The sequence below is a fragment of the Arcicella sp. BE140 genome (assembly GCF_031456255.1).
GTDB lineage: Bacteria > Bacteroidota > Bacteroidia > Cytophagales > Spirosomataceae > Arcicella > Arcicella aquatica.
In genome coordinates this window covers 33,721-59,620 of the sequence record NZ_JAVDUE010000002.1, presented here as the reverse complement: position 1 = coordinate 59,620, position 25,900 = coordinate 33,721, and the positions used below count along the sequence as shown (strand labels likewise).

Annotated in this window: 38 protein-coding genes; 6 read left to right on the top strand and 32 right to left on the bottom strand. The window is 36.2% G+C overall.

Annotated features, from left to right (window positions below; genetic code table 11):
* Nucleotides 1-56 precede the first annotated feature (56 nt).
* The 24 genes from rpmJ to rplC all read right to left on the bottom strand — a co-directional run bounded on the left by rpmJ (nucleotide 57) and on the right by rplC (nucleotide 13,190).
* A complete protein-coding gene (rpmJ, locus tag J2Y60_RS03545; RefSeq protein ID WP_109324399.1) occupies nucleotides 57-173 on the bottom strand; it encodes a 50S ribosomal protein L36 in 117 nt (38 codons plus the stop codon).
* An 88-nt stretch (nucleotides 174-261) separates the two neighbouring features.
* Nucleotides 262-480, bottom strand: coding sequence for a translation initiation factor IF-1 (gene infA / locus J2Y60_RS03540; RefSeq protein WP_095160735.1), 219 nt, complete (start codon nucleotides 478-480; stop codon nucleotides 262-264).
* Between the two features lie 18 nt (nucleotides 481-498).
* Nucleotides 499-1,293, bottom strand: a complete 795-nt coding sequence (gene map / locus J2Y60_RS03535) for a type I methionyl aminopeptidase (protein WP_309913350.1) — start codon at nucleotides 1,291-1,293, stop codon at nucleotides 499-501.
* A gap of 36 nt (nucleotides 1,294-1,329) precedes the next feature.
* The gene (gene secY / locus J2Y60_RS03530) at nucleotides 1,330-2,652 is read right to left on the bottom strand and encodes a preprotein translocase subunit SecY (protein ID WP_309913348.1); all 1,323 of its coding nucleotides are present in this window, start codon (nucleotides 2,650-2,652) and stop codon (nucleotides 1,330-1,332) included.
* Between the two features lie 209 nt (nucleotides 2,653-2,861).
* Nucleotides 2,862-3,308, bottom strand: coding sequence for a 50S ribosomal protein L15 (rplO, locus tag J2Y60_RS03525; protein WP_309913345.1), 447 nt, complete (start codon nucleotides 3,306-3,308; stop codon nucleotides 2,862-2,864).
* 80 nt (nucleotides 3,309-3,388) lie between these two features.
* Nucleotides 3,389-3,568, bottom strand: coding sequence for a 50S ribosomal protein L30 (gene rpmD, locus J2Y60_RS03520; protein WP_309913340.1), 180 nt, complete (start codon nucleotides 3,566-3,568; stop codon nucleotides 3,389-3,391).
* Nucleotides 3,569-3,645: 77 nt separating this feature from the next.
* Complete coding sequence (gene rpsE / locus J2Y60_RS03515; RefSeq protein ID WP_309913337.1) at nucleotides 3,646-4,164, bottom strand: 30S ribosomal protein S5; 519 nt, start codon at nucleotides 4,162-4,164, stop codon at nucleotides 3,646-3,648.
* A gap of 55 nt (nucleotides 4,165-4,219) precedes the next feature.
* Nucleotides 4,220-4,567: a 50S ribosomal protein L18 gene (gene rplR, locus J2Y60_RS03510; protein ID WP_309913335.1), complete on the bottom strand. Its 348-nt coding sequence runs from the start codon at nucleotides 4,565-4,567 to the stop codon at nucleotides 4,220-4,222.
* Between the two features lie 132 nt (nucleotides 4,568-4,699).
* On the bottom strand, nucleotides 4,700-5,254 hold the full coding sequence (gene rplF, locus J2Y60_RS03505; RefSeq protein WP_309913333.1) for a 50S ribosomal protein L6: 555 nt from the start codon (nucleotides 5,252-5,254) through the stop codon (nucleotides 4,700-4,702).
* Nucleotides 5,255-5,343: 89 nt separating this feature from the next.
* Nucleotides 5,344-5,739, bottom strand: a complete 396-nt coding sequence (gene rpsH, locus J2Y60_RS03500; protein ID WP_184128579.1) for a 30S ribosomal protein S8 — start codon at nucleotides 5,737-5,739, stop codon at nucleotides 5,344-5,346.
* Between the two features lie 133 nt (nucleotides 5,740-5,872).
* A complete protein-coding gene (gene rpsN, locus J2Y60_RS03495; protein WP_109741979.1) occupies nucleotides 5,873-6,142 on the bottom strand; it encodes a 30S ribosomal protein S14 in 270 nt (89 codons plus the stop codon).
* Nucleotides 6,143-6,247: 105 nt separating this feature from the next.
* Entirely contained in the window at nucleotides 6,248-6,802 is a 555-nt protein-coding gene (gene rplE / locus J2Y60_RS03490; protein WP_309913330.1) for a 50S ribosomal protein L5, read from the bottom strand.
* Between the two features lie 85 nt (nucleotides 6,803-6,887).
* On the bottom strand, nucleotides 6,888-7,220 hold the full coding sequence (gene rplX, locus J2Y60_RS03485) for a 50S ribosomal protein L24 (RefSeq protein WP_309913327.1): 333 nt from the start codon (nucleotides 7,218-7,220) through the stop codon (nucleotides 6,888-6,890).
* Between the two features lie 14 nt (nucleotides 7,221-7,234).
* Nucleotides 7,235-7,603, bottom strand: coding sequence for a 50S ribosomal protein L14 (gene rplN, locus J2Y60_RS03480; RefSeq protein ID WP_309913324.1), 369 nt, complete (start codon nucleotides 7,601-7,603; stop codon nucleotides 7,235-7,237).
* 70 nt (nucleotides 7,604-7,673) lie between these two features.
* The gene (gene rpsQ / locus J2Y60_RS03475; protein WP_184128565.1) at nucleotides 7,674-7,937 is read right to left on the bottom strand and encodes a 30S ribosomal protein S17; all 264 of its coding nucleotides are present in this window, start codon (nucleotides 7,935-7,937) and stop codon (nucleotides 7,674-7,676) included.
* Nucleotides 7,938-8,023: 86 nt separating this feature from the next.
* Nucleotides 8,024-8,209 (bottom strand): 50S ribosomal protein L29, encoded by a 186-nt coding sequence (gene rpmC, locus J2Y60_RS03470; RefSeq protein WP_309913321.1) that lies wholly within the window; start codon nucleotides 8,207-8,209, stop codon nucleotides 8,024-8,026.
* A 93-nt stretch (nucleotides 8,210-8,302) separates the two neighbouring features.
* The gene (gene rplP, locus J2Y60_RS03465) at nucleotides 8,303-8,728 is read right to left on the bottom strand and encodes a 50S ribosomal protein L16 (protein WP_184128559.1); all 426 of its coding nucleotides are present in this window, start codon (nucleotides 8,726-8,728) and stop codon (nucleotides 8,303-8,305) included.
* A 106-nt stretch (nucleotides 8,729-8,834) separates the two neighbouring features.
* A complete protein-coding gene (gene rpsC / locus J2Y60_RS03460) occupies nucleotides 8,835-9,722 on the bottom strand; it encodes a 30S ribosomal protein S3 (RefSeq protein ID WP_309913318.1) in 888 nt (295 codons plus the stop codon).
* A 27-nt stretch (nucleotides 9,723-9,749) separates the two neighbouring features.
* Complete coding sequence (rplV, locus tag J2Y60_RS03455; protein WP_184128552.1) at nucleotides 9,750-10,115, bottom strand: 50S ribosomal protein L22; 366 nt, start codon at nucleotides 10,113-10,115, stop codon at nucleotides 9,750-9,752.
* Between the two features lie 96 nt (nucleotides 10,116-10,211).
* Nucleotides 10,212-10,490, bottom strand: coding sequence for a 30S ribosomal protein S19 (rpsS, locus tag J2Y60_RS03450; protein WP_184128536.1), 279 nt, complete (start codon nucleotides 10,488-10,490; stop codon nucleotides 10,212-10,214).
* Between the two features lie 4 nt (nucleotides 10,491-10,494).
* Complete coding sequence (gene rplB / locus J2Y60_RS03445) at nucleotides 10,495-11,322, bottom strand: 50S ribosomal protein L2 (RefSeq protein ID WP_309913315.1); 828 nt, start codon at nucleotides 11,320-11,322, stop codon at nucleotides 10,495-10,497.
* 120 nt (nucleotides 11,323-11,442) lie between these two features.
* On the bottom strand, nucleotides 11,443-11,730 hold the full coding sequence (gene rplW, locus J2Y60_RS03440; protein WP_309913312.1) for a 50S ribosomal protein L23: 288 nt from the start codon (nucleotides 11,728-11,730) through the stop codon (nucleotides 11,443-11,445).
* Between the two features lie 85 nt (nucleotides 11,731-11,815).
* Entirely contained in the window at nucleotides 11,816-12,445 is a 630-nt protein-coding gene (gene rplD, locus J2Y60_RS03435) for a 50S ribosomal protein L4 (protein ID WP_309913309.1), read from the bottom strand.
* Nucleotides 12,446-12,572: 127 nt separating this feature from the next.
* Nucleotides 12,573-13,190: a 50S ribosomal protein L3 gene (rplC, locus tag J2Y60_RS03430; protein WP_309913306.1), complete on the bottom strand. Its 618-nt coding sequence runs from the start codon at nucleotides 13,188-13,190 to the stop codon at nucleotides 12,573-12,575.
* 666 nt (nucleotides 13,191-13,856) lie between these two features.
* On the opposite strand from rplC, the gene J2Y60_RS03425 reads away from it, so the two are divergent.
* On the top strand, nucleotides 13,857-14,609 hold the full coding sequence (locus tag J2Y60_RS03425; RefSeq protein ID WP_309913304.1) for a glycosyltransferase family 2 protein: 753 nt from the start codon (nucleotides 13,857-13,859) through the stop codon (nucleotides 14,607-14,609).
* 9 nt (nucleotides 14,610-14,618) lie between these two features.
* On the opposite strand, the gene J2Y60_RS03420 is transcribed toward J2Y60_RS03425, so the two are convergent.
* A complete protein-coding gene (locus J2Y60_RS03420) occupies nucleotides 14,619-14,909 on the bottom strand; it encodes a YciI family protein (protein ID WP_309913301.1) in 291 nt (96 codons plus the stop codon).
* A gap of 207 nt (nucleotides 14,910-15,116) precedes the next feature.
* Here J2Y60_RS03420 and J2Y60_RS03415 point away from each other — a divergent pair, with 207 nt between their 5' ends.
* Nucleotides 15,117-15,689, top strand: a complete 573-nt coding sequence (locus tag J2Y60_RS03415; RefSeq protein ID WP_309913298.1) for a hypothetical protein — start codon at nucleotides 15,117-15,119, stop codon at nucleotides 15,687-15,689.
* 41 nt (nucleotides 15,690-15,730) lie between these two features.
* Here the strand turns inward: J2Y60_RS03415 and rocD are convergent, their stop codons facing one another.
* Nucleotides 15,731-16,981: an ornithine--oxo-acid transaminase gene (rocD, locus tag J2Y60_RS03410; RefSeq protein WP_309913295.1), complete on the bottom strand. Its 1,251-nt coding sequence runs from the start codon at nucleotides 16,979-16,981 to the stop codon at nucleotides 15,731-15,733.
* A gap of 96 nt (nucleotides 16,982-17,077) precedes the next feature.
* Nucleotides 17,078-17,254, bottom strand: a complete 177-nt coding sequence (locus J2Y60_RS03405) for a hypothetical protein (RefSeq protein ID WP_309913292.1) — start codon at nucleotides 17,252-17,254, stop codon at nucleotides 17,078-17,080.
* 91 nt (nucleotides 17,255-17,345) lie between these two features.
* On the opposite strand from J2Y60_RS03405, the gene J2Y60_RS03400 reads away from it, so the two are divergent.
* Entirely contained in the window at nucleotides 17,346-17,528 is a 183-nt protein-coding gene (locus J2Y60_RS03400; RefSeq protein WP_309913289.1) for a DUF5522 domain-containing protein, read from the top strand.
* A 5-nt stretch (nucleotides 17,529-17,533) separates the two neighbouring features.
* Here J2Y60_RS03400 and J2Y60_RS03395 read toward each other — a convergent pair whose 3' ends face one another.
* Nucleotides 17,534-18,955, bottom strand: coding sequence for a TlpA disulfide reductase family protein (locus tag J2Y60_RS03395; RefSeq protein WP_309913287.1), 1,422 nt, complete (start codon nucleotides 18,953-18,955; stop codon nucleotides 17,534-17,536).
* A gap of 222 nt (nucleotides 18,956-19,177) precedes the next feature.
* Between J2Y60_RS03395 and J2Y60_RS03390 the strand changes: the two genes are divergently transcribed.
* On the top strand, nucleotides 19,178-19,567 hold the full coding sequence (locus tag J2Y60_RS03390) for a hypothetical protein (protein ID WP_309913285.1): 390 nt from the start codon (nucleotides 19,178-19,180) through the stop codon (nucleotides 19,565-19,567).
* 78 nt (nucleotides 19,568-19,645) lie between these two features.
* On the opposite strand, the gene J2Y60_RS03385 is transcribed toward J2Y60_RS03390, so the two are convergent.
* Both J2Y60_RS03385 and J2Y60_RS03380 read right to left on the bottom strand, forming a co-directional pair.
* Nucleotides 19,646-20,713, bottom strand: a complete 1,068-nt coding sequence (locus J2Y60_RS03385) for a hypothetical protein (protein ID WP_309913283.1) — start codon at nucleotides 20,711-20,713, stop codon at nucleotides 19,646-19,648.
* 84 nt (nucleotides 20,714-20,797) lie between these two features.
* Nucleotides 20,798-21,937 carry a helix-turn-helix domain-containing protein gene (locus tag J2Y60_RS03380; protein ID WP_309913281.1) on the bottom strand — a complete coding sequence of 380 codons (1,140 nt, stop codon included), beginning with the start codon at nucleotides 21,935-21,937 and terminating at the stop codon, nucleotides 20,798-20,800.
* 121 nt (nucleotides 21,938-22,058) lie between these two features.
* On the opposite strand from J2Y60_RS03380, the gene J2Y60_RS03375 reads away from it, so the two are divergent.
* Both J2Y60_RS03375 and J2Y60_RS03370 read left to right on the top strand, forming a co-directional pair.
* Complete coding sequence (locus tag J2Y60_RS03375; protein ID WP_309913279.1) at nucleotides 22,059-22,577, top strand: GNAT family N-acetyltransferase; 519 nt, start codon at nucleotides 22,059-22,061, stop codon at nucleotides 22,575-22,577.
* Nucleotides 22,578-22,589: 12 nt separating this feature from the next.
* Nucleotides 22,590-23,129, top strand: coding sequence for an adenylate kinase (locus J2Y60_RS03370; protein WP_309913276.1), 540 nt, complete (start codon nucleotides 22,590-22,592; stop codon nucleotides 23,127-23,129).
* A 40-nt stretch (nucleotides 23,130-23,169) separates the two neighbouring features.
* Here the strand turns inward: J2Y60_RS03370 and J2Y60_RS03365 are convergent, their stop codons facing one another.
* Both J2Y60_RS03365 and J2Y60_RS03360 read right to left on the bottom strand, forming a co-directional pair.
* Nucleotides 23,170-24,699, bottom strand: a complete 1,530-nt coding sequence (locus tag J2Y60_RS03365; RefSeq protein ID WP_309913273.1) for a PQQ-dependent sugar dehydrogenase — start codon at nucleotides 24,697-24,699, stop codon at nucleotides 23,170-23,172.
* Nucleotides 24,696-25,790 (bottom strand): plastocyanin/azurin family copper-binding protein, encoded by a 1,095-nt coding sequence (locus J2Y60_RS03360; RefSeq protein WP_309913270.1) that lies wholly within the window; start codon nucleotides 25,788-25,790, stop codon nucleotides 24,696-24,698. Before J2Y60_RS03360 ends, J2Y60_RS03365 begins: the two co-directional genes overlap by 4 nt.
* Nucleotides 25,791-25,900: the final 110 nt, after the last annotated feature.

The window sequence follows — 25,900 nt, the reverse complement described above, 5'->3', positions numbered from 1 at the left end:
TTTTAGCTTTTTAGATTTTAAATGAAGGAAGTTTCTCAACTACCCCATGTTAATAATCATCCTTGTCTTTGTTTGAACTTTGGATTTTTTTTGTTAATAACATAAAGTTTTCCGTGACGACGGATTACTTTACATTCAGCACTACGCTTCTTGATAGACGCTTTAACTTTCATTGTAGTATTTATTAATGTTTCTATTAATTACAGTTTTGCAAAAGCATCCGTAAAGTTTACTAAAACTATCAATTGCCAACTGCCTATTTTACTTGTAACGATACACAATTCTTGCTTTACTTAAGTCATAAGGAGACATTTCTAACTTCACCTTATCACCAGGTAAGATTTTAATGTAATTCATTCGCATCTTACCAGAAATATGGGCAATCACTTGATGGGTATTTTCTAACTCTACTCTAAACATAGCATTTGAAAGAGCCTCAATGATAATTCCATCTACTTCTATTGATGATTGTTTTGCCATAAATTCAATTTGAAAATTTCAAATATTAACGATGTACTCTGATTTAGCAATAACTTCCTCAATAAATTTAAAGGTAGTTAGTATATCTGCTTTATCCTTTTTAATTGCTATTGTGTGTTCAAAATGGGCAGATGGCTTTCTATCTTGGGTTCTGATAGTCCAACCATCATTTTCTTGATGAATGGCTTTCTTTCCTTGATTTACCATCGGTTCTATGGCAATTACCATATTCTCCTTTAGCTTTGCTCCATCGCCTCTTCTACCATAATTGGCTACTTCTGGTTTTTCATGAAGAGATTTCCCTACTCCATGCCCTACTAGCTCTCTAACAATGGTAAAACCTAATTTCTCACTGAAAGTTTGGATAGCAAAGCCAATATCACCAATTCTTTTACCTACTACTGCTTGTTCAATTCCTTGGTAAAGTGATTCTTTGGTGGTTCTCAGTAAAAGAAGAGTCTCTTCGTTTACATTACCGATTGCATAAGTATATGCACTGTCGGCATGAAAACCATTTTTAAATACACCCCCATCAATTGTTACAATATCTCCGTCTCTTAATTGATAATTGTTTGGTATTCCATGAACCACTACATCATTTACCGAAATGCATAAAGATGCTGGGAACTTGTTGTAATTAAGAAACGAAGGGGTACTATTATTATCTTTAATAAACTCGTAAGCTACTTTATCTAACTCCTTAGTCGTTACGCCTGGCTTTATCATTTTGGCTACCTCTGCATGAGCTTGACCAAGTATAATACCATTTGCTCTGATGATTTCTAAATCGCTATTTGTTTTTAAATAAATCATTCTTATTGGTGCTTAGGAAATAACATCCTAAAATTGTTATTGAGCAACCGCCTCTGTTCTACCTTTGATTCTACCTGATTGCATCAATCCTTCATACTTACGCATCAATAAATAACTTTCTATTTGCTGTAGGGTATCTAATACAACACCTACTAAAATTAGCAATGAAGTTCCTCCGAAGAAAGATGCAAAACCACGAGTGATTCCGAATAAACTTGCTAAAGCAGGAAGGATAGCAATAATGGCTAACATAAATGCTCCTGGCAAAGTAATTCTATCTAAAATATCAGCGATAAAAGTTGAAGTAGCTTCACCTGGCTTAACACCTGGTACAAAACCACCGCCTCTTTTCATATCATCAGAAATTTGTGTTGGGTTAATTGAAATAGCCGTATAAAAGAATGTAAATACGATAATCAAGAACGCAAATAACAAATTGTATTCTAATGAAGTGAAATCACTGAATTTCTGAGCTACAGACTGTGCGAATTCACTTTTCTCAGCTAAAGAACCTGCTACCAATCCTGGAACAAACATTAGAGCTTGTGCAAAAATGATAGGCATTACACCTGCTGAGTTAAGCTTCAACGGAATATACTGGCGTTCGCCACCTACTGATGAAGTTCTGTTACCTACTACTTGTTTAGCATATTGTACTGGGATTCTTCTAACTGCTTGCGTAACCATTACGGCACCCATTACTACGAAGAAAAGCGCTACAATTTCAATTACAAATAATAAAGCTCCTGACATTCCACGAGATTGAGCTTCACCAATGATTGATCCCGGGAAACGAGATACAATACCAATCATAATTAGCATTGAAATACCATTACCAACTCCTTTATCAGTAATTTTTTCTCCTAACCACATACAAAACATTGTACCAGCAATCAAGATAATTACAGCAAACAAGCGGAACGACCATGCACTAACGATGATTGCTTCTGCAGGAATAGTTGTTTGTAGGTATGCTGTTGCTTGAGCGGCAGTAACAAAGATTGTTAAAACTCTTGTAATTTGGTTTAATTTCTTTCTTCCTGACTCTCCATCCTTTTGCATCTTCTGAAAATATGGCAATGCAATTGTTAACAATTGAATAGCAATAGAGGCAGAGATGTAAGGCATAATACCTAAAGCAAATATAGAAGCATTATTGAATGCTCCACCCGAAAACATATTCAACAAACCTAATAAACCGCCTTCTCCTTTTTGTTCTAATTTTGCAGCATCAATACCTGGTAAAACGATATAAGAACCTAAGCGAAAAAAGGTGATAAACAACAGAGTGTTAAGGATTCTACCTCTTAGTTCCTCTATTGAGAAAATGTTTTTGATAGTGTTAATAAACTTGTTCATGCTATCTGTTTAAATAATCGTCAAATAATGAATGAAAACTGAAATTGTTCAACTTTTTCTTTAATCACAAATCTGTTGCCAGTTTTTACACGATTACTCAAATATTTCTGTTGTCTATCTAATTAATTTGAAAATCGGGATTTTGAAAATTTGAAAACTAACAAATCTATTAAACAAAACTTGAAGCTCCAAATTTTCATAATTTCAAACTACCCCACAATTGCTTTTCCACCTGCTGCTTCGATAGCAGTTTTGGCAGATTCAGAAAAACCTTTAACTGTTACTTCTAATGCTGATGTTACCGCACCACGTGACAAGATTTTCACTAAATCATTTTTAGAAACTAATCCATTGTTATAAAGTACATCATGATTGATTACTGTTGCACCAATTGAATCAGCTAAAGCTTGTAGCGTATCAAGGTTAATTGCCTTGTATTCTACACGATTAATATTTTTAAATCCGAACTTAGGAACTCTACGCTGTAAAGGCATTTGACCACCTTCAAAACCAGCTTTACGAGAATAACCTGAACGAGACTTTGCACCTTTGTGACCACGAGCAGAAGTACCACCTAAACCAGAACCAGCACCACGACCAACTCTTTTTCTAACTTTTGTTGAGCCTTGAGCAGGCTTTAATGAAGAAAGATTCATTGTATTATTTTTTTAATGTTTGCTAAACGCTACTCCCCTGTGGAGTAACTCGCTATACTAATGAGGAAGCCTCAATAATATTAGATATTCTCAACTACAATCATGTGTTGAACCGCACGAATCATCCCTTCAATAGCAGGATTCAACTCTTTTTCAACGCTTTTATTAATTTTGCCTAAGCCTAAAGCTTGCATAGTACGTTTTTGAACGTCTGGGCGTTTGATTGTACTTTTTACTTGTGTAATTTTTACCTTTGACATGGTCTTATAGTTACGAGTTTGGGTTAAAAGTTATTACAATGTAGTACACCTTAATAACTCATAACCTTAAACTGCTCTTATCCGTTGAAAACTTTTGCTAAAGAAACGCTTCTTTGGAAAGCAACTGTATGTGGATTTCTCATTTTCACAAGAGCATCAACTGTTGCTTTAACCACGTTGTGTGGGTTTGAAGAACCTTTAGATTTTGCTAATACGTCATGTACACCAGCAGATTCTAATACAGCACGCATCGCACCACCCGCAATTACTCCAGTACCCGGAGCAGCAGGCTTCAACAATACGAAACCACCTGAGAATTTACCAATTTGTTCGTGCGGAACAGAGTTTTTCAATAAAGCTACTTGGAATACATTTTTCTTTGCATCCTCAATACCTTTAGCGATAGCATCCGTTACTTCGTTAGCTTTTCCTAAACCGAAACCTACGATACCTTTTCCGTCACCAACTACAACGATTGCAGAGAAGCTGAAACGACGTCCACCTTTTACTACTTTCGCTACACGATTGATAGCAACAACTTTTTCTTTTAATTCGCCTTCGTTAACCTTTATTGGCTTTGATATTAATTGCGACATTTTTTCTGAATTTGAAAATTTGTGAATTTGACTAATAAATAATCAAATTAACTAATTAGAATTTAAGACCACCTTCTCTTGCACCATCGGCAATTGCTTTTACACGACCATGATACAAGTATCCGTTACGATCGAAAACAACCGCTAATATACCAGCCGCTAATGCCTTCTCTGCGATTTTTACTCCTACTTGCTTAGCATTCTCTACATTGCCATTAGCCAAGCCAAGTTCTTTTGTAGAAACTGCTGCTAATGTATGTCCTTGAACATCATCAATAATTTGAGCATACACACCAGTGTTTGAACGAAACACTGATAATCTTGGTTTGCTAGCTGTACCAGAAACCTTTGCTCTTATTGATCGTTTTATGCGTAATCTTCTTGAATCTTTTTGCGTAGCCATTGTAATATTTATATGTTTTGTGGATTGCCGACCCACGATTGGAATTTGAATTTTGTTAATTTGAAAATTTAAAATACTTTGTATAAATACAGATATTTCAAATTTTCAAATCATATCAATTACAAATTACGATTATTTTTTACCACCAGTTTTACCAGCTTTTCTACGAATTTGCTCACCCACAAAACGAATACCTTTACCTTTGTAAGGTTCGATTTTACGTAATGAACGAATTTTCGCTGAAACTTGGCCTACTAATTCTTTATCAATTCCTTCTAAAGTCACTTTAGGGTTTTGACCTTTCTCCATTGCAGTAGTCACTTTCAATTCACTTGGAATCTGAACAAATACAGCGTGAGAATATCCTAAACTTAACTCAAGAATATTTCCTTGATTTGATGCTTTATAACCAACCCCAACAATTTCCATCTGAGATTTGTATCCTTCGCTTACACCAATAACCATGTTATTGATTAAAGAACGATATAAACCATGAAGGGCTTTGTGACGTTTCTGTTCAGTAGGGCGTTTTACTGCTAATTCTGCACCTTCAATCTCAACAGTGATGTCTGGATCGATAGTACGTTCTAAAGCACCTTTAGGTCCTTTTACTGATACATGATTTTTATCAACCGTTACTGTTACACCAGCAGGTAACGTGATAATCTTATTGCCAATTCTTGACATGATTGTAATTTGTTTTGCTTAAATGGAAGTCCAAAAATCATAACCTAAGGTTATCAATTAATGGAAACTTCTTTCAGCGTTAAGAAATATTAATAAACGTGGCAAAGTACTTCACCACCTACGTTTAACACACGAGCTTCTTTGTCGGTGATAACCCCTTTTGATGTCGAAAGAATTGCAATACCTAAACCATTCAATACACGTGGCAACTCAGTTGCACCTTTGTATTTACGTAAACCTGGCTTAGAAATTCTTTCTAATTTAACGATTGCCGACTGCTTAGTAACTGGGTTATACTTCAAAGCAACTTTGATGGTACCCTGAACAGTTGTATCGTCAAATTTATAGTTTTGAATATATCCTTTATCAAAAAGCACCTTAGTGATTTCCTTTTTGATGTTAGAAGCAGGGATTTCAACGATTCTATGGCGTGCCTTGATGGCATTTCTCAATCGTGTTAAGTAATCTGCTATTGGATCTGTCATTGTTTTCGATATTTGAAACGAAACCTTTTCTGAAAAGGCTCGCAAAATTACGGAATTAAAATTAAGAAGACAAGTAATTGATAATTAAAATAATTCTAATTACTTAATTATCAATTATCTGAAGTGGTAATGATTACCAGCTTGATTTAGTTACCCCTGGAATTAATCCATCAGAAGCCATTTGGCGGAAAGTAACACGGTTGATACCGAACTTACGCATATAACCTCTTGGGCGTCCTGTAAGCTTACAACGGTTATGTAAACGAACTGGTGAAGCATTTTTAGGTAACTTATCAAGTCCTAAATAATCTCCAGCTGCTTTCAAGGCTGCACGTTTTGCGGCATACTTAGCAACTGTTGCTTCTTTCTTTCTTTCTCTTGCTTTTACTGATTCTTTTGCCATTGTGTTGAGAATCTTTATTTGTTATCGGTTATCTGTATCCGTTATCGGTAAATGTTATTTAGAAAATAATATCAATAATAACAGTTCACAGATAACTTAAATCAATTACTTCTTCTGATTTGAGAAAGGCATTCCCATTGCTGTTAACAATGCATTAGCCTCTTCGTCAGTTTTTGCGGTAGTTACAAAAGTGATATCCATACCAGAAATTTTATTTACTTTATCAATAGAAATTTCAGGGAAGATAATTTGTTCTTTAACACCTAATGTATAATTACCACGACCATCGAAACCTTTGTCTGATACACCTTTGAAGTCACGTACACGAGGTAACGAAACTGTCATTAAGCGATCAAGGAATTCGTACATTTTATTTCCTCTCAACGTTACTTTAACACCAATTGGCATATTTTCACGTAATTTGAAGTTTGAGATAGCTTTCTTAGAAATTGTTGCAACAGCTTTCTGTCCAGCGATAAGAGTAATTTCTTCAACACCCGTATCAATCAATTTCTTGTCAGCCACAGCAGCACCAATACCTTTGTTGATTACAACTTTAGTAACTTTTGGAACTTGCATTACTGATTTGTATTGAAATTTTTCCTTTAAAGCAGGAACGATTTCATTTACATATTTATCTTTCAGTCTTGTAGTTGTCATTGTATGAAAATTTATGTGGATTTCCGACCCACTTTTTCAATTGATAGTTTTGATTATGCATCAAAACTATTTACTTGAGATTTAATTAAATGAATTTTCCTGTTGCTTTCGAGAATCTTTGCAACTTTCCTTCTTCGTTCAATTTACGACCTGTACGTACTGGCTTGCCGTTTTCAGCAACTGCCAAGTTTGAGATGTGAATAGAACCTTCACGTTTCTCAATACCACCTTGCGGAGTATTTGCATTAGGCTTAACGTGTTTAGTTTGAAGATTAACACCTTCAACGATAGCACGTTGCTTATCAACTAATACTTTTTTGATTACGCCTGTCTTACCTTTTGAGTTTCCAGCGATAACGATAACTGTATCACCAGATTTGATGTGCAGTTTTGGCTGCTTATTAAACTTTCTTTCCATGATACGAATTATGATTAAAGCACCTCTGGGGCTAATGAAACGATTTTCATGAAACCTGCATCACGCAATTCACGTGCAACTGGCCCGAAAATACGAGTACCACGTGGCTCGTCGTTGGCATTCAACAATACGGCTGCGTTATCCTCGAAACGAATATATGAACCGTCTTTACGACGAATCTCTTTTTTAGTTCTTACTACTACGGCTTTAGAAACCGTACCTTTCTTCATATTTGATGATGAAAGTGCTGATTTAACAGTCACTACAATTTTATCACCAATTGAAGCGTATCTTTTTCCTGTACCGCCCAACACACGGATAACTAGAACTTCTTTAGCTCCTGAGTTATCTGCTACGCCGAGTCTTGATTCTTGCTGTACCATTTTATGATTGGAATACTGATTTTAACGAAAAATTTAACTTCTTAATAATATTAGATTGTTGGGAAGGAAATTATTTCGCTTTCTCGATAACTTCAACTAATCTCCAACGTTTATTTTTTGAAAGTGGACGAGTTTCCATTACTTTCACTGTATCACCAATACCACATTCATTGTTCTCATCGTGAGCCATCAACTTTGAAGTTTTTTTCATAAACTTACCATAAAGTGGATGCTTTACTTTTCTTTCTACGGCTACAGTGATTGATTTGTCCATCTTGTCGCTCACTACGCGCCCTACTCTGATTTTTCTCAGATTTCTTTTTAATTCTTCCATCGTTGGATTCTATTAATTGTTGTTACAAGATTGACCTCAAGCGTTATATTGATGAGGTCTGTTATAATTACTTCTCAGTAATTGATTTATTTCGCTGCCGAGATAGCAGTTTCCAATCGAGCAATAACTTTACGAGCCTCACGGATACGTAATGGATTTTCAATTGGAGAAATAGCGTGAGCAAACTTTAGGCGAGCTAAAGCCTCTTTTTCAGAGGCTAAAGTACTTACTAGTTGTTCCGCACTTAATTTTTTAATTTCTGCGTTTTTCATGACTTTGATTATGAATATTATAATCTGAATATGTATTAATAGATTCGATAAACTTTGGAAAGCCATCAAATCATAACTAACCAAATTTTCAAATTATTGTGCTTCTTGATAATCTCTACGCACTACGAATGAAGTACGAAGTGGCAATTTTTGAGCTGCTAAACGAAGCGCCTCTTGTGCCAATTCTAAAGGTACACCAGCCGATTCAAACAAGATAGTTCCTGGCTTGATACGTGCTACCCAGTATTCTGGAGCACCCTTACCTTTACCCATACGTACCTCTGCTGGTTTCTTCGTAATAGGTTTGTCAGGGAATACACGAATCCAAACTTGACCTTCACGTTTCATGGCACGAGTTACTGAAATACGAGCCGCTTCAATCTGACGAGCAGTGATGCGTCCTGGTTCCAAAGCTTTGATAGCGAACGTACCGAAATCAAGTTCATGACCACGAGTAGCGTTTCCTTTAATCCTACCTTTCTGTTGCTTACGGAACTTGGTTCTTTTTGGTTGTAACATTGTCTTATTAAGTCTATGGGTCGGTGGCTTCAAGAATTAAGAAATGAGTTATTAAAAACACTCTTATCTTACATTTCACTACTGACCACTGACAAGAATTTACGAATTATCTCTTTCCACCCGCTGGTTTGTTGCCACCGCCAGGACGATTTCCGCCAGGTTTGTTAGCTCCGCCACCACGGTTGTTATTGTTGTTATTACGACGTTGTGCATCGTCACGACCACCAGCACCGCCACGGTTGTCACGACCACCACGACCTTTACGATCGCCTTCTTCGCCACGTCCACCACGGTTGTTACCTCCACGAGCATCAGCTCCACTAGCAGCTTGTTGTGCAGCCATACCAGCATTTGGAGAAAGATCACGCTTACCATAAACTTCACCACGGAAAATCCATACTTTAATACCGATTTTTCCGTAAACAGTTAATGCTTCAGAAATTGCATAATCGATATCAGCACGAAGTGTGTGCAAAGGAATACGACCTTCTTTGTATCCTTCAGAACGTGCCATTTCAGCACCTCCTAAACGACCTGAAAGTTTCAATTTGATACCTTGAGCACCTACACGCATTGCTGACGCGATAGCTTGCTTCATAGCACGACGGAATGAAATACGAGCTTCTAATTGTTGTGCGATAGCCTCACCAATTAATTTAGCATCAATCTCAGGGCGTTTGATTTCAAAAATATTAATTTGAACATCTTTGCCTGTGATTTTCTTTAATTCTTCCTTGATTTTATCAACTTCTTGACCACCTTTACCAATTACAACGCCTGGGCGTGCAGTATTGATAGTCAAAGTTATCCGCTTTAAAGTACGCTCAATGATTACCTTAGAGATAGCACCCTTTGGAATACGTGCGGCAACATATTTACGAATTTTATCGTCTTCAACTAATTTATCGGCAAAACTCTTACCACCATACCAGTTAGAATCCCAACCTCTGACGATACCAAGTCTAAAACCAACGGGGTTTATTTTCTGTCCCATTTTTTGATATTTAGATTATTTCTCTAATTATTCTGTGATTATTGTTGGTGCGGTTGCTGAAGCAACTACAAGGGTAATGTGGTTAGAACGTTTTAAGATTCTGTGACCACGTCCTTGTGGAGCTGGACGCAAACGCTTTAATGAGCTACCGCCATCTACTGTAACGGTTTTAACATATAAGTCAGCATCTTCTAACTTTACATCCTCATTTTTATTTTGCCAGTTAGCAATGGCTGAGAGTAACAATTTCTCAACGTGTCTTGCACCAACCTTAGGCTCGTATTTTAAAATACCGAGAGCCTTATTTACTTTCTGACCTCTAATCATGTCTACCACGATTCTCATTTTCTGAGGTGAAGTCGGAACATTATTTAACTTAGCTACTGCTTCCATTTTATGATTTCGGATTTCGGAGTTGGACATTGGGAATTTCAATTATGATGATAATAATATCTTAATAATTCAAACCCCATTTTCCAGCATTCCAAATTATCTTTTGCCTTTATCTTTTTTTGCCGTGTGACCTCGGAAGTTGCGTGTTGGAGCAAATTCACCCAATTTATGACCTACCATGTTCTCTGTCACAAATACTGGAATAAATTTATTACCATTGTGCACTGCGAAGGTGTGTCCAACGAAATCAGGTGAAATCATCGAACGACGTGACCAAGTCTTAATAACTGACTTTTTTCCTGATTCGGTCATGACTTGCACCTTGTTGTCAAGGCGGTAGTCAATATAAGGTCCTTTTTTTAATGAACGTGCCATCTACCTATTTTTTCTTTCTACTGATGATTAGACGATTTGATTGTTTCTTCGGCGTACGAGTTTTCTTACCTTTCGCTAATAAACCTTTACGTGAACGAGGGTGACCTCCTGATGAGCGACCCTCACCACCACCCATTGGGTGATCGACTGGGTTCATCACTACACCACGAACTCTTGGACGGCGACCTAACCAACGATGACGACCTGCTTTACCCATTACGGTATTCATGTGGTCACTGTTAGATACCGAACCTACTGTTGCTAAACATCTTGACAATACCATACGCATTTCGCCTGAAGGCAATTTTAACGTAGCATATTTGCTATCACGAGCTAACAATTGTGCATAAGTACCAGCAGAACGAGCCATTTCTGCACCACCACCAGGACGAAGTTCAATTGCGTGAATAATTGTACCTGTTGGAATGTTTGATAATGGAATAGTGTTACCTACTTCTGGTGCTGCTGTAGCACTTGAGATTACTTTTTGTCCAACAACAATTCCTGCTGGAGCAATGATGTATGCTTTTTCGCCATCTGTATATTCAATAAGAGCGATACGAGCTGTACGGTTTGGATCGTATTCAACTGTTAAAACTGTTGCTTCAACATCGAATTTATTACGGAAGAAATCAACTAAACGATAACGACGTTTGTGACCTCCACCGATATAACGCATGGCACGGTGACCATCTGCATTACGTCCACCTGTTCTTTTTACTGGGGCTAACAAAGGCTTGTAGGGCTTTGAGGCTGTTATTTCCTCGAAAGTCGCAGCAATCCTGTGGCGTGAACCCGGGCTTGTTGGTTTTAATTTTCTAGTAGCTGCCATTTCTGTGCTTTGTTCAATTTATCGGGATGAACTCCCATAGTTAAGTAATTTGAAGATTTGATAACTTGAAGATGAAATCGAATTCCAAATTTTCAAATTAGCTTAATTTCAAATTATAATTTAAATTCCATCATAGAAATCGATAACTTCACCTTTAGCGATAGTTACGATTGCCTTTTTGAATGTTGAAGTAACACCAGAAGTAACTTTAGTTCTAGTACTTCTTGATTTCTTCTTACCAAATTGGCGAAGTGTGTTTACAGCCGTAACTTCAACACCATACATTTTCTTAATTTCTTTTGCAATCTCGATTTTGTTTGTCTTGCTTGCTACTTCGAAAACGTATTGACCGCCTTTCTGTAAGTCCTGAGATTTCTCAGTAAGAATTGGTCTTTTGATAATGCTCATTTTCTTATTTTCGTTATTTATTATCCGCTATTGCTATCTGTTAAACGCTTATTCATACGGATAACGAATAACAATTAACCAATAACTAATTACTAAAAGATGATTCGATTTTTGAAATTGCTCCTTCTACGATAAGCAATTTTGTTGCGTTAACTAAATCATAAGTGTTAACTTGTCCTGTTGAAGCAATTTTCGTTTTTGGAAGATTACGACCTGACAAATACACATTTTGATTTTCTTCTGGCAAGATTAACAATGTCTTTGTATCATTTAAAGACAATGCGCTTAATAATGCGATGTAAGATTTAGTTTTTGGAGCATCAAAAGAAAAGCTTTCTAATACTGTTACTGAACCTGACTGCACTTTAGCAGCATAAGCTGATTGGCGAGCCAATGATTTCACTTTCTTGTTTACCTTGAAAGAGTAATCTCTTGGAACTGGACCAAAAATACGTCCACCACCTTTCATCAATGGAGATTTTGCTGAACCAGCACGAGCACCACCTGTACCTTTTTGTTTTTTAATCTTGCGAGTTGAGCGAGAAACTTCTGCTCTTGGTTTCGCTCTGTGAGTTCCTTGACGTTGGTTTGCCAAGAACTGCTTCACGTCTAACCAAACTACGTGTTCGTTTGGCTCGATGCCAAAGATTTCGTCAGAAAGGGTTACCTTTTTGCCTGTTTCTTTGCCTTGTATGTTTAAAACTGATAATTCCATTTGTCTAATTTGAAAATTTTAATCGGGCGACGAACCGCCGGGCGGCGAACCGCTTGAAAACCTGAAAATTTAATAATGTAATGTCAACGCTACAAAGAGCCAATTGATACCCTTCAAATTTTCAAATCTATTTTTCAAGAATAACGTAAGAGTTTTTCGCTCCTGGGATTGAACCCGATACCACGATTAGGTTTTTCTCTGAATAAACTTTCAATACTTGTAAGTTTTGAACTTTTACACGATTACCACCTGTACGACCTGCCATGCGAATACCTTTGAATACACGAGATGGGAATGAACAAGCACCGATTGAACCTGGGTGACGACCTCTGTTGTGCTGACCGTGAGTTTGACCTCCAACCCCTGCAAAACCGTGGCGTTTAACAACACCTTGGAAACCTTTACCTTTTGATGTTCCGATAGCATCTACGAAATCGCCTTCTACGAACAACTCTGCGGTAATAACTTCTCCAAGTGAAAGTTCATTTTCGAATGATTTAAACTCTACGAGTTTTTTCTTTGGAGTAGTTCCTGCTTTTTTGAAGTGACCTAAAAGAGGTTGCGTTGTGTGCTTCTCTTTTTTCTCGCCATAACCCAACTGAATGGCGCTATAACCTTCTTTTTCTACTGTTTTTACTTGTGTTACTACACAAGGACCGGCTTCGATCAGCGTACAAGCGACAGCAGTACCGTCAGCGTTGTAGAGGCTGGTCATACCGACTTTCTTTCCGATAATTCCAGACATTTTATTAGAATAAAACGTTAATAATTGATTGTGAATGAACGAGTTACGACAAAAACCCAACTGGGAGCGTAAAACGGACTGCAAAGGTCGGAATTTAATTTGGCATAAACAAAATCTATACTAAATTAATTCACTAATAAATTGAGACAGAAATGAGTAAAGCTACAAGATGTGCACGTATGCAGACGAAGAGACGGAAAAACCGTATTGCGTTAGAAAAACGAAACGTTTCTTGTGTAGCTTAATATTAACATTACAGACTGGGCATTCAGTGTTATAATATAATATCAGTTCTGACACGCTTGCAGGCAAGCCTGCGGTAATTTCAAATTAGAAGATTTACGTTTTGCCTATTTCCGTATTTTTTATCGAGTTCTGCCAACCCATATAAAAACAAAGAAAACGTTCTCTCTTAATTGGACTGCAAAATTAGAGGATTCTTTTTGAAATACAATGAGTTAAGTAAAAAAATATTTTAATTATTTTACTTTTTTTTAATAATCAATCTGATACCTTATTTTATTGCGAAATACTCACTGATAAAAAAATACTGATGGCATGACTTGAAGTCGTGCCATCAGTAATAACCGATGTCTGATAGCTGAAGTGCTATCCCTCTTTACAAGAAATATTACTATCTTTGTACTCTTAGCAAAATAGCTCTTTATGAAAATTTCTATCATTACTGTTTCCTTTAATAGTGCAACTACGATTCGTCAAACCATTGAAAGTGTTTTAGCGCAGGATTATCCCGAATTAGAATATATCGTTGTAGATGGCGCTTCTAAAGATGGAACAGTGGAAATTTTGAAGGAATTTGCCGATAGAATAAAGTTTATCTCTGAACCCGACAAAGGTATTTATGATGCCATGAACAAGGGTTTGAAAATGGCCACTGGTGATGTCATTGGTACAATTGGTGGGGATGACTTCTACCCCAACAACCAAGTAATTAGTCAAGTAGCTAAAGCTTTTGTTCAATACCAAACCGATGCGGTATATGGAGATATACAATTTATCAATCCAGACGACATTCATACGATTGTGCGTTATTGGAAAGCTGGTGAGTATTCACGTAAAAATTGGTTGCAGGGATGGATGCCTCCGCATCTTTCGTTCTACCTGAAAAAAGCGGCTTTTGAGAAGTACGGTGAATACCTAACAGATTTTACTTGCTCTGGCGACTATGAGTTAATGCTAAGAATGCTTTATAAAAATCACCTTTCTGCACACTATCTACCGCTAACGCTTACTACAATGCGTAATGGTGGCACAAGTACTGCCTCGCTTAAGCACCGTTATAGAGCTAACATGGAAGATAGAAGAGCATGGAAAATAAATAACCTAAAGCCTCATTGGTATACTTTGTGGATGAAACCGCTATCAAAAATTACTCAGTTATTTAAAAAGGGAGAATAACGTCTATTGTTACACATTGGCTACTCTGAAAGGATGTATTGCTGTTTTGTGCCACACTCCCATCGTATTATAAGGATCATTATTAAACCAATCTTGAAAAGCTGTTTCAGTTTCAAACTGGACAATCATTGTTGAGCCAATCATTTGTTGTGACTCATCCAACATTGCACCTCCCATCAAGAAATTTCCGTTTTCTTTTAGTTTTTTTACACACTCTAAATGATAAGGACGAGCCACTAATCTTCGATTAAGTGCCTCACTGTCTGTTCCATCAAAAGCATAAATTACATACTGTAACATTTTATTTATCATTTATAATGTGACTTTTTTAAAATATTGATGTCCAAAGTAAATATTAAATGTAACTCCTATTCCATAGTTATTGCTATAGATAACCTAGTATTGCTCTAAAAGTTAGTAGTGATGCTCTAAAAAATTACTTGAACATTCAATTTATTACGAAGTTGCATCATTTAACGCAAACCATCAACCTTATAAGCCCATCACATGAGAGATAATTTAATAGCATTTGTGCGCAAGTACGTTAATTTTTCTGATGAAGATATTGAATTTGCTCAACCTTATTTTACTGATGTTATTTTAAAAAAAGGTGGTTTTTGGGTAAAAAAAGGAGAATACAATGCCGACGTCGCCTTTATTAATAAAGGCATGTTACGTTCTTATTTCATTAAAGATAATGTAGATATCACTTACGATTTAAGTTTTGAAGATCAAATAATAACAAGTACGTCATCCTATTCCCAAGGCTTGCCTAGTATAGATTATATCCAAGCCATAGAAGACTGTGATTTATGTGCGATAACAAAAATCAATCTTGACTTTTTGTATTCACATTCGCCCAAATGGGAGCGTCTGGGAAGGGTTTTATATGAGAACTATACTGTTCAGCAAGAAATAAGGCTACGTTCTTTTATTTCAGAAACTGCCCGAGAACGCTATGAGGCTTTATCTAAACATAAACCAGAGCTATTAAGGCGAACACCTCAAATATATTTGGCTAATTATTTAGGCATTACGCCACAGTCGCTTAGCAGATTGAGAAGAGAAATTACGAAATAATCATAGAGGCTCATTGCATCAAACAATGAGCCTCTATGATGTTATTCCCAATTCAATATTACTTTTTCTATAATATCACAGGCTTCGTTCATTTGCCCTTCTGTAATGACTAAAGGTGGTGCAAATCGAATTTTATTTCCGTGGGTTGGTTTGGCAAGTAAGCCATTATTTTTAAAAGCTACACATAGTTCCCAAGCAGTTTCGCTTTCTTCATCAGTGTTGATTTCAATGGCATTTAATAAGCCTTTCCCTCTGACTAATCTCACTAAGTCAGGACGCTGAACAATTAGCTTTGACATTCTTTCTCTGAAGATGGCTCCCATTTTCAGCGCATTGTCGGCTAAATTTTCCTCTTTAACTACGGTCAAAGCTGCAATCGCTACCGCACAAGCCAAGGGGTTTCCTCCGTAAGTAGAACCATGTTCACCTGGTTTGATTGTCAACATGATTTCATCTCTGCAAAAAACAGCCGATACTGGATAAGTACCACCAGAAAGGGCTTTACCCAAAATTAGGATATCGGGCTGAAAATCTTCGTAGTCGCAAGCCAAACGTTTTCCTGTACGAGCAATACCCGTCTGTACTTCATCAGCAATGAATAATACATTTTTTTCACGACACATTTCATAGGCTTTTTTCAAATAGCCTTCGTCTGGTACTACAACCCCAGCTTCGCCTTGAATGGGTTCAACCATAAACCCTGCAACATTAGGGTCTTTCAAAATCTCTTCCAATGCCTCTAAGTCGTTATAAGGGATGATTTCGTATCCTGGTAACAGTGGCCCATAATCAGCGTAACTAGAAGGGTCGGTTGATGATGAGATAGCCGCAAGCGTACGTCCCCAAAAATTACCTGCTGCATATACGGTCTTAGCCTGATTCTGCTGAATACCTTTTACCTTATAAGCCCATTTACGGGTAAGTTTCAAGGCCGTCTCCCCTCCTTCTGCCCCAGAATTCATCATCAATACCTTATCATAGCCGAAATATTCACAAAGAAATTTTTCGCAAACCCCTAATTGATCACTATAAAAAGCACGAGAAGTAAGCGTCAATTTTTGCGCTTGTTCAATCAAGGCTTGAACTATTTTTGGATGACAATGCCCTTGGTTCACGGCACTATAAGCAGAAAGGAAATCGAAATATCGTTTATCATCTACATCCCATACAAATACGCCTTCTCCTCTTTGAAGGACAACAGGCATTGGATGATAATTATGTGCGCCGAAACGGTCTTCTAACTGCATTGCTTTCTCTGAAGCGGATGCAGTACTTAGTGATTGTACTGTCATTGTGATAAATTGGTGATTGAGTGAATGGTGAATGAGTGATTTTAATAAATCTATCATTCAGCATAATTGAAAATAAATACTAAAGACGATGAGTAATTAGCAATCATTCAATCCAGACAAGCCAATGATGTACAAGATAAGTACGAATACAGAAAGGATACGGTGAATTTTACAGAAGTGACCATACAATGAGCTTGTCGTAAACACACGATTAGTGATACGTTTATTGGAACGCATCACTAAATGTTGGTATTTAGGATAAAAATCACTCATGATTGTAAGATTCTCTATTTATTTTAAACGAGAATACCTCAAATCTACAAAATATTGAACATTTTACAAAATTAGCTGTTGATTAAATACCATGAAGAAAACCAACCCACAAAAAGATAATAATCCATCCAAATTAACAACTGACGACTTTTATATTAATGAAAATGGCTACATGGTTTTTACCGAGGCTTATCATTTAAAAAGGGGTTATTGTTGTAAAAATGGTTGCAAGCATTGTCCTTATGGATTTAAAAAAGATAGGATTATTAAATAGTAGTGTTAATATTTTTGCTCTAATAGCTTAATAAAGTGCTGTTTAATTGAAAGATGCTCGCTAGGTCTTGGGGCATTTGCACTAACTATTTTTCCATTTTTGTCAAATAAAAGATACCTAGGGATTGTTGTGATATTAAATTGTTTTTTAATATTAGTCATAGAAGCTTTTGAAGATAAAAAACTCCTAGTATTATCTAACCCCACTTGAGTATGGGCTTTTTGCCAAGCAATTGAGTTATCGTCAATGGAAATATAAACAAAGTTAACACCTTTAGCCTCGTACTCATCTTTTAAACGCTTTGAATCTGGCATTTCTGCTCGGCAAGGTGCACACCAACTTGCCCAAAAATCTATATACGTAACCTTTCCTTTTTGAATTAAGCTTTTAAAATTTACGTTATTTCGATTGACATCAAACAATAAATCATCTTTACCAAAAGCCACTTTAGGCATATCCATTCCTAAAATATAGTCCTTATATTCTTGGGTATTACAATCTGATTCATAAAGCTTACTGATTTGTTTTACTTCCTCAGGCTTGGGAATTGTAACAAATGTGTTAGTTTTAATATTTTTCATTAAAGAACTCAGTAACCAATCATGCGTTTTACCAGTAAAATGCTTATTAATTACGCTATAACGCTGTGTAATTGATGGGGGATTCAAATTATTTTCTAATAGTGCCATTAAATCATTACACATACTAGCCCCCAAACGGTACGAAGGTATTGAAAGCAAAGTATCATTTTGATAAAAGGATTTCATTTGAGTAAGCTTGTTTAAATAATTAAAATCCCATTCTTTTGATTTCATTAACACACCATGCAATTTCCTTGAATACATTTCATACTGAATCATGGCTGTCCAAAACATTTTAGCTTCTGTACTAAAATTGTTTTTAGTAGCATAATCATCCAAATAGGCTATCTTTTTTGTTAATGCTAAAGCTATTACTTTCTCTCTTTTTTCAGGATTAGTCTGATATGATTTATCCAAAAAAGCTTCGTCCATAAATGATTTTATCCCATTTGTTTTAGGGTTTTGTTCTCGACAATAATTCACTTCAAAATTAATAAAGGCATCTTCGTGAGTATCTCCAGTTTCAGCTAACCAATAGTTTTGCGAAGCATCTTGAACAAAAGTAATCTTTGTTGCATTGCCAAGTGGATAATAAAAATCAGTCTTCCAATGGGCATCTCTAATAAAAGTAAATCTTGGAATTTTCGTTGTTCCGTATGACATCACGCTGGGTTCATCCAATCCTCCTTCGTGAAGTTCGAGAAAAAGTTCTTGTTTAGTTTTACTGATTTTTATTAATACGCTGTCTTGCTCAACTGAAAATTGATAGCCTTTATTTTCGATTCTACAGAAGTGGGAAAAAAGGCAGACAGAAACAAAAAATGAAGCTATAAAGGTGTTTTTCATAATAGGCTTTTTTAAAGTGTTTGAAACTACATTTTTTAAACAACTTAACAACAGCGGGTTATATTGTTTATTCAAAGAAAAAAATAACAAAAGCGCTATTTGCAACTACTAGGTTATTCAATAAAGAATTAATATTTTTATGTAAGTTTTAAACCTGACACTTGAGTTTTTGATAAAATTTTGACAGATTTTGAAATATCGATAAACCAAATAAAATATCCTATGAAAACGAAATCTACTTTATTATTAGCGACAAGCTTATTATTCTCTGTATTATTATCCTGCAAAAAAGACGCAAATACTCCGCTTGACAATGACCCCAACGCAATGATAGTTTGTGGTACAAAAGACCCTGTAAATGATTTGAAATGGTTATCAGATAAAATGAAAGTTTTAGAGGGAGGCCCTAACTTAAATGGAATTGTGCTTTTTGAATATAAGAGCAACAAAGTAATTGAGATTCAATGTTCAGTGTGTTCGTCTACAAATATTCATCAGTATTATTGCGATGGGACGAAGTTAGATTTTACGAATTCTGATAATTTTAACGATTATTTGAAAAATAGGACGAAAATCAAAATTCTATATGGAACTGAAATGTGGAAAATGTAACATATATTAATTGAGCCAGTCCATTTTCAACTTTAATACTCTCTAAAAGGGTTAAAGTTGAAAATAGACTGTATGCCATTAGTTTATTCTCTGCATTATTACTCGAATGGAGTCTTTTCCCATTTTACTTGACATCAACATTTGTTTAGTACCTTTTAATTGACTTAGTGCCGCACTAAGTATTGCTACATTTTCGGGGCTTTGTTCAAATACGACGTTGATTTTCTTTTGTGTGCTATCAAAATCATAACGCCCAATTTTACGATGATTGGTACTATTAAACTCAAAAACGCATAAATCGTTAATATCAAAATATATTTTGGTAAGCCTAGTATCTTTCTGAGATGAATCTGACGGGAAAAATGTACTATTACCTTTTGAGGATTCCACCTCATAAGTACCTCTTATTACTTCATTTTGCGTAGACTCGTTTTCAAGACGATATACAAATAAAAAAGCCAAAACTATCGCTGAAAATCTGATTAGTATTTTGGTAAGTTCAGTTTTTTGTTCTTTCTTCTCCTGAAAAAAAAACAGGATTAATTTATCAATATCCAATAGCAAGCAGTACGATAAAGCAATCATTATTATCACAGACTGCATCAAAGCACCTGCATTCATTCCATAAAATAGATTAATCAATAAAATATTGAGCATCACTGGAAACAAAATAAACATCCCAAGCAGCTGAGTTTTACGAAATAGTAGTAAAAGAGACCCTCCAATCTGCATCAGGGCTACGATACAGCCAAATGAGTATGAATAGCCGAAATAATACCAAGTAAGCCATTCGCCTGAAAGCTGACTCATGGGAATATCAGCAATGTGCTTTGGTACTACGAACTGTTGTCCAAAGATTTTTTTCCACCCAAAACTCGCTATGCTAAAAGCTAATGCATAGCGAATAAAGGCAAGAACGACTGTTGACTGTTGTGGTAAACCTTCAATTTTATCCTTGTTTTTAAAATGCCAAACAAAGGCATAAGTGATTGAAACTATTAAACAAAATCCTGCTAAACCAAAAACCATTGGAGGACTCATCCAAATAGGACGTTTGTCTCTACCAATCAGTAAAACGTCTGCCAACAAGATGATGCCTAAAATAAAACAGGCAGAAAACTTCTGAAAGAATGATTTGAATTGCATACGTGAAATGAGTATTAAAATTAGAATTTAGGACAAATCACAGGATTTTGACCTAGAGATTCTACTCAAATCACGATTTGATGACTACTCTTCAGATTTTTTTTGAAACATAGTGGGTGTCATGCCAGTAATCTGTTTGAAGGCACGCTGAAAAGTAGGCAAAGAATTAAACCCAACATCATAAGCAATACTAAGAATGGTTAAATGTTTATGTTGAGGGTCTGCTAATCTTACTTTGGCTTCTTCTATCCTGTATTCATTGATATACTCACCAAAGCCTTTGTTGAGTACCTGATTACAAATTGCCGAAATAACTTTTGGGGTTAACCCTGTCAGTTCTGAAACCTTAGTAAGGTTCAAAGTTGGATTCAAATAGTACTTTTCTTGCTCCATCACCGTTCTGAGTTTCTCTACAGCTTCGCTTACCTGCTTGTCATCCAACACATCAAGGATAGATTGATTCGTTTTTTGTTTGTCTATTCTAATGATGCTGATGTTATGAAAACCCATAAAAGCTATCCAGTACATCACAAAAGATAACCAACATTCGAGGGGGAGATAAAATTGCGTGTTATTTTCTTGGTGCAATAACACACTTCCATAGATAGTAAAAGACCAGATAATGAGTGTCCCTAAAAAAACGTGGAGTAATAAGGTTAACCATCGATGAATAATCGAGTTTTCTTCTTTGGTATCTTCCCCTAAAATGGCCTCCGATTGCCATTGCCGTAGTATTTGATACGATTTAAACAGAAACCATCCAAAAACGACAATCATCAAGTTGCGTTCTACATTAATGGTATTTCTGTAAATCATAAAGAACTGCGGACGGTGTATCTCATCAATAATATTGAAGGTAATTAACAAGAAGAATACCAAATTGACAGCTAAACAAATAAGGGCAGGTATAAAATACACCCATTTAGGCTGACTTATGGCATCAGTACCAATGGTATTGCTAACTACATACAAAAATAAAAGTGGGCCAATACAGTAAATGTGAACCAAAGGGATATAATTATCAATAAAGAAAAAATTATTGGCTTTCCCAAGGGTAAACATTAACATCTCGAAGCTATTGTAGGCAAAAATAAGGATAATCCAAGCTAAAAAATATTGCTTGATGGGATTGTTTCGCTTTGAAAAAAACAAAATACTGCTCAAGATTACGGCTTGTAACAACCCTAAAAATATGACAAAACTAATGATAGGAATATTGAGCATACATTATAACTAAGCTTTTTGGTAAATATAATGAGAATCATCCTCAATCAATTATTCATTTAAATAATGTATTAATTTTGTCTGCATAACAATCAACTAAAATATCTCTTCTTCTATCAACATGAACAAAATTCTAGCAACTGAAAGGCTCATTTTAAGAGAATACACCCTTGACGATACCCAATTTGTCATTGAATTATTAAATACTGAAGGCTGGTTAGCCTTTATTGGCGACAAAAATGTTCGTACTGAAGAGGATGCAAAAACATATTTATTGAATGGACCAATAAAAAGCTATGCTGAAAATGGTTATGGATTGAGCTTAGTAGTCACAAAAGACGGCTTAACACCTATTGGAATGTGTGGATTAATTAAAAGAGATAATCTGGATTGCCCTGATATTGGTTTTGCCTTTTTACCTGAGTTCACAGGCAAAGGTTATGCTTTTGAAATTGCAGATGCTATTATTACTTATGCCAAAGACACCTTAAAGTTACCACGGGTTTATGGCATAACGATGCCCGAAAACGAGCATTCTAAAAGACTTTTACAGAAAATAGGATTGAGTTATCAAGAAATGTATTCTTTCCCGAATCAGGAAGAAAAACTGATGCTATTGTGCTACGAGTTTAGTAATTAATCTCTCTTTAAAATGAAAATCCACATTTTTGGAGCATCGTCTAGTGGCGTAACTACGCTAGGGAATGCACTATCCAACCAACTGAATATTCCTTATTTTGATAGTGATGAATATTATTGGGAAAAGTCAGACCCTCCGTTTACCGTCAGGAGGAATCCAACCGACAGGACTTTGATGATAAAAAAAGATATTGAACAAGCCAAAGATTGGATTCTGGGTGGTTCGATAATCAGTTGGGGAGATATTTTTCCAAACTTTGATTTAATCGTTTTCTTGTGGGTACCTCCGCATATTAGGATGGAAAGACTTAAAGAAAGAGAGTTTAGTCGGTATGGAAATATTATTTATACCGAACCTGCTAGAATAAAACAATACAACGATTTTATGGCTTGGGCAGCCGACTACGACAATCATACGGGCATTGCTACCAGAACATTGAATGCACATGAAAATTGGTTACAGCAAACTACTAGTCCAACTTTAGCAATACGAGGCGATTTTACTACTGAACAAAGAATTGACCTTATATTAAACAAGCTATCCGAATTGTAAATAAGTTTAGAATTCGGATAGCTTGTTTCTCTCCTTTTGATTATTTCAACTGATTCAACGTATAGCAAATTATATTATTGAAAAGGTATTTGCCATCGCTAGTTTGTAAATCACCTGTTTTCAGTTCATATATATATCCAGCTTTTAATTCTGCTAATTCCAAAGACACCTTTTTACCATCTGCTGAAACTTTGATTGATTTTACGGGTACATTTTGTACATCAAACTGTTTTGAACCATAAGCCTGATGGTACTCGTAATAAAAACGTCGGAATTTATAATTAAGTAACTCTTGCGCTTTGGCAGGGTCGAGTGGTAAAGAGAATGTCAAGTCAAAACCTGTTTTGGTCAAGTTCATCGCCATAATATCCAAGTGATTTTTGCCTTTCCACGTAATGCGTTGAATACCCCTTGCTCCTACCCAGCCGTGGTCGTTCTGACCCACCCATAGGCTTCCGTCTGGCGCAAAAGCCAAGCGATTGTTACCTATTCTCATTTTTGAGCTAAAATTCAATGGAATACAAGCTCCCTGCATGGCACCACCAACTTCTTCCATCAATAAGCGAATCACATATTTATGATCCATATCGCCAATCAACATTTGTCCGCCAAACATTCCAAATTTCCCTCCTGTATTTTCTAGTATTGGTTGTGTAGGCGAGTTAGCAAAATAGCCATGTGGAAACTGAATTGATTCTTTTACCCGCATACTATCTAGTTTGGCAACTGGTAAATTAATTGGTACTACTCGTGGGAAATCTTCTTTCCAGATTAACCCAGCAGGATGTCCATAAAATTTACCTTCTTCTACATGATACAATTTACTAGTTCCCAACCAGTCACCTTGGTTATCAGATACCAACAGTCGCCCTTGGGCATCAAAACCCAAACCATTAGGCGAACGGAAACCAACTGCATACGGTTTCAATACGCCATCTTTCCCCAATTTCATAATCCAACCACGGTAAGGCACACAAGAATACATACGGCCTGGACGAGAAAGGGAATCGTATTTACCACGAATTTCATTTCTGATACCTGCTCCGTTAGACGCCAAATTTAGGGCAATAAACAAATTACCTTGTTTATCAGCTATAGGACCAAAAGCAAATTCATGATAATTGCCCGACATTCCAAAGTCATCCGTTACTGTTTGGTATTCATCCGCCACGCCATCACCATCGGTATCTTTTACCCTAGTAAGTTCTGGACGTTGCATGATTAACATTTCGTGATTATTAATCACCATCATCCCCAATGGTTCATGTAAGCCTTCAGCAAACATTTTCCATTCCTTAGTCTTCTGGTTATACATCATTACCTCGCCACGGTGAAAACAGGCTACAAAACGCCCGTCGGGCATAAAACCTATCGCACCTGTTTCTGCTACCAAGCCATCAGGCAAGGGAATGTTTTCTACTTCATAATAATTAGCCGCCGAATCTTTGGGCACAGGAACTTGTGCTGAAAGGCTTGTAGTAAAAAGTAGTAAACAAAAAATCCAGCTAAAATGGATTCTTATCCGACTACTGTATTCTATTGTGTTGTGAAGACGATTGATATTTTTCATTTTTTCATGGAAATACTAAGACGTTGTACATTGGCAGGAATCCTGAGTATGCCTTTATTGAATTTACCTTGCTTACTTTGGTAAACGATGCCATCATCAGTATTTACTAAAAAGTAAACTATTTGTTTATTGTTCTTAAACGTAAAATCTCTTATCAAGGTTTTACCATCACCGCTCAATCGGATGGTTTCAGTCACTTCTACTTTATCTAAAGTATATTTAAAAGTGGGTAGTCTTTTTGTAAGCTTATACCCTTTGAAATCAACCTGTGGAATAGTTTTAACATTGCCTATTCTGAAAGGGAAAGTGGTTTTATCTCGCCAATATATTTCACCAACTACTTTGGTTAATTTACTTCCATTACCTTTCCATTGCTCTGAGTTATCCACAAATCCACCCGACCAAGCATACCTTAGATAACACTTTCCTGCATCAAAACAATAGGATTCTGTCGCTGTCAAGCCTACTGCAATAGCCGCTGGGCCACAATCTGGCATAAACGTTCTATACAACAATGGATATTTTAAAGCGAATGGATGTGGTGAAGGCATTTCCATGTGATGCCCTTCGTGACTGACTACTGTTGCAATCTTTTGTCGCTGGGCATCAGGTACATTAATGTCTTTTTCCAAAGGAGGCAGTGCCTTAGTGGTTGCATAAATAGCTCCGTACATGACAAAGCCATGCCCTGGATAAGTACATACATACGGGTAAATACCTTCTTTTTCCAATAAAAAAGTAATGGTATCTATTCTACCTGGTTCTACGATTTTGGTATTCGCAATAATTAAGGATGAATTGGGTACATAGTCCATGCTCGCACCTTTATCCCCTAGTTTTAAGGCCTCCTCTACCACTTTCAATCTGGCATTTGGTTTGGTTACTACCATGTTATGCGCCATGTCATCATGGTTATCCAATATTATCGTCAATCGGGTATTAGGTTGTACCGCAAATCGAGGTAAGTCGAATTGGAGTCCTCCCAAAACTTTAACAGTTATCGTGGTATCTTTTTGAGAAAAGCCATGTAAGCTTGCCAACACTAAGCTACACAACAAGCCTAAACGAATCATTTTTATATTTTTTAGCATTTCTGAAGCAAAGGAAAATATATTCAATAAATTTCAACACGTAAATTAAGCATGATAGTGTAATTTCTCTTCATGCATTGTAGGCTTTAGTCATAGTTTATGATGATGAA

What these genes read in the sequence shown, in the direction of transcription:
- J2Y60_RS03385 (WP_309913283.1), bottom strand. Translation starts at nt 20,713, where the DNA reads ATGCAATTCAAATCATTCTTTCAGAAGTTTTCTGCCTGTTTTATTTTA.
- rplD (WP_309913309.1), bottom strand. Translation starts at nt 12,445, where the DNA reads ATGGAATTATCAGTTTTAAACATACAAGGCAAAGAAACAGGCAAAAAG.
- rplX (WP_309913327.1), bottom strand. Translation starts at nt 7,220, where the DNA reads ATGGAAAGAAAGTTTAATAAGCAGCCAAAACTGCACATCAAATCTGGT.
- rplV (WP_184128552.1), bottom strand. Translation starts at nt 10,115, where the DNA reads ATGGAAGCAGTAGCTAAGTTAAATAATGTTCCGACTTCACCTCAGAAA.
- J2Y60_RS03390 (WP_309913285.1), top strand. Translation starts at nt 19,178, where the DNA reads ATGAAAACGAAATCTACTTTATTATTAGCGACAAGCTTATTATTCTCT.
- secY (WP_309913348.1), bottom strand. Translation starts at nt 2,652, where the DNA reads ATGAACAAGTTTATTAACACTATCAAAAACATTTTCTCAATAGAGGAA.
- J2Y60_RS03360 (WP_309913270.1), bottom strand. Translation starts at nt 25,790, where the DNA reads ATGCTAAAAAATATAAAAATGATTCGTTTAGGCTTGTTGTGTAGCTTA.
- infA (WP_095160735.1), bottom strand. Translation starts at nt 480, where the DNA reads ATGGCAAAACAATCATCAATAGAAGTAGATGGAATTATCATTGAGGCT.
- rplN (WP_309913324.1), bottom strand. Translation starts at nt 7,603, where the DNA reads ATGGTACAGCAAGAATCAAGACTCGGCGTAGCAGATAACTCAGGAGCT.
- J2Y60_RS03380 (WP_309913281.1), bottom strand. Translation starts at nt 21,937, where the DNA reads ATGCTCAATATTCCTATCATTAGTTTTGTCATATTTTTAGGGTTGTTA.
- rplR (WP_309913335.1), bottom strand. Translation starts at nt 4,567, where the DNA reads ATGGCTACGCAAAAAGATTCAAGAAGATTACGCATAAAACGATCAATA.
- rplB (WP_309913315.1), bottom strand. Translation starts at nt 11,322, where the DNA reads ATGGCAGCTACTAGAAAATTAAAACCAACAAGCCCGGGTTCACGCCAC.
- map (WP_309913350.1), bottom strand. Translation starts at nt 1,293, where the DNA reads ATGATTTATTTAAAAACAAATAGCGATTTAGAAATCATCAGAGCAAAT.
- rplC (WP_309913306.1), bottom strand. Translation starts at nt 13,190, where the DNA reads ATGTCTGGAATTATCGGAAAGAAAGTCGGTATGACCAGCCTCTACAAC.
- rplW (WP_309913312.1), bottom strand. Translation starts at nt 11,730, where the DNA reads ATGAGCATTATCAAAAGACCAATTCTTACTGAGAAATCTCAGGACTTA.
- rplF (WP_309913333.1), bottom strand. Translation starts at nt 5,254, where the DNA reads ATGTCAAGAATTGGCAATAAGATTATCACGTTACCTGCTGGTGTAACA.
- rpmC (WP_309913321.1), bottom strand. Translation starts at nt 8,209, where the DNA reads ATGAAAAACGCAGAAATTAAAAAATTAAGTGCGGAACAACTAGTAAGT.
- rpsS (WP_184128536.1), bottom strand. Translation starts at nt 10,490, where the DNA reads ATGGCACGTTCATTAAAAAAAGGACCTTATATTGACTACCGCCTTGAC.
- J2Y60_RS03400 (WP_309913289.1), top strand. Translation starts at nt 17,346, where the DNA reads ATGAAGAAAACCAACCCACAAAAAGATAATAATCCATCCAAATTAACA.
- J2Y60_RS03415 (WP_309913298.1), top strand. Translation starts at nt 15,117, where the DNA reads ATGAGAGATAATTTAATAGCATTTGTGCGCAAGTACGTTAATTTTTCT.
- rpsC (WP_309913318.1), bottom strand. Translation starts at nt 9,722, where the DNA reads ATGGGACAGAAAATAAACCCCGTTGGTTTTAGACTTGGTATCGTCAGA.
- rpsN (WP_109741979.1), bottom strand. Translation starts at nt 6,142, where the DNA reads ATGGCAAAAGAATCAGTAAAAGCAAGAGAAAGAAAGAAAGAAGCAACA.
- rpsQ (WP_184128565.1), bottom strand. Translation starts at nt 7,937, where the DNA reads ATGGAAGAATTAAAAAGAAATCTGAGAAAAATCAGAGTAGGGCGCGTA.
- rpmJ (WP_109324399.1), bottom strand. Translation starts at nt 173, where the DNA reads ATGAAAGTTAAAGCGTCTATCAAGAAGCGTAGTGCTGAATGTAAAGTA.
- rpsH (WP_184128579.1), bottom strand. Translation starts at nt 5,739, where the DNA reads ATGACAGATCCAATAGCAGATTACTTAACACGATTGAGAAATGCCATC.
- rpmD (WP_309913340.1), bottom strand. Translation starts at nt 3,568, where the DNA reads ATGTCAAAGGTAAAAATTACACAAGTAAAAAGTACAATCAAACGCCCA.
- rplP (WP_184128559.1), bottom strand. Translation starts at nt 8,728, where the DNA reads ATGTTACAACCAAAAAGAACCAAGTTCCGTAAGCAACAGAAAGGTAGG.
- J2Y60_RS03425 (WP_309913304.1), top strand. Translation starts at nt 13,857, where the DNA reads ATGAAAATTTCTATCATTACTGTTTCCTTTAATAGTGCAACTACGATT.
- rpsE (WP_309913337.1), bottom strand. Translation starts at nt 4,164, where the DNA reads ATGTCGCAATTAATATCAAAGCCAATAAAGGTTAACGAAGGCGAATTA.
- J2Y60_RS03370 (WP_309913276.1), top strand. Translation starts at nt 22,590, where the DNA reads ATGAAAATCCACATTTTTGGAGCATCGTCTAGTGGCGTAACTACGCTA.
- J2Y60_RS03405 (WP_309913292.1), bottom strand. Translation starts at nt 17,254, where the DNA reads ATGAGTGATTTTTATCCTAAATACCAACATTTAGTGATGCGTTCCAAT.
- J2Y60_RS03395 (WP_309913287.1), bottom strand. Translation starts at nt 18,955, where the DNA reads ATGAAAAACACCTTTATAGCTTCATTTTTTGTTTCTGTCTGCCTTTTT.
- rocD (WP_309913295.1), bottom strand. Translation starts at nt 16,981, where the DNA reads ATGACAGTACAATCACTAAGTACTGCATCCGCTTCAGAGAAAGCAATG.
- rplO (WP_309913345.1), bottom strand. Translation starts at nt 3,308, where the DNA reads ATGAATCTTTCTTCATTAAAGCCTGCTCAAGGCTCAACAAAAGTTAGA.
- J2Y60_RS03420 (WP_309913301.1), bottom strand. Translation starts at nt 14,909, where the DNA reads ATGTTACAGTATGTAATTTATGCTTTTGATGGAACAGACAGTGAGGCA.
- rplE (WP_309913330.1), bottom strand. Translation starts at nt 6,802, where the DNA reads ATGACAACTACAAGACTGAAAGATAAATATGTAAATGAAATCGTTCCT.
- J2Y60_RS03365 (WP_309913273.1), bottom strand. Translation starts at nt 24,699, where the DNA reads ATGAAAAATATCAATCGTCTTCACAACACAATAGAATACAGTAGTCGG.
- J2Y60_RS03375 (WP_309913279.1), top strand. Translation starts at nt 22,059, where the DNA reads ATGAACAAAATTCTAGCAACTGAAAGGCTCATTTTAAGAGAATACACC.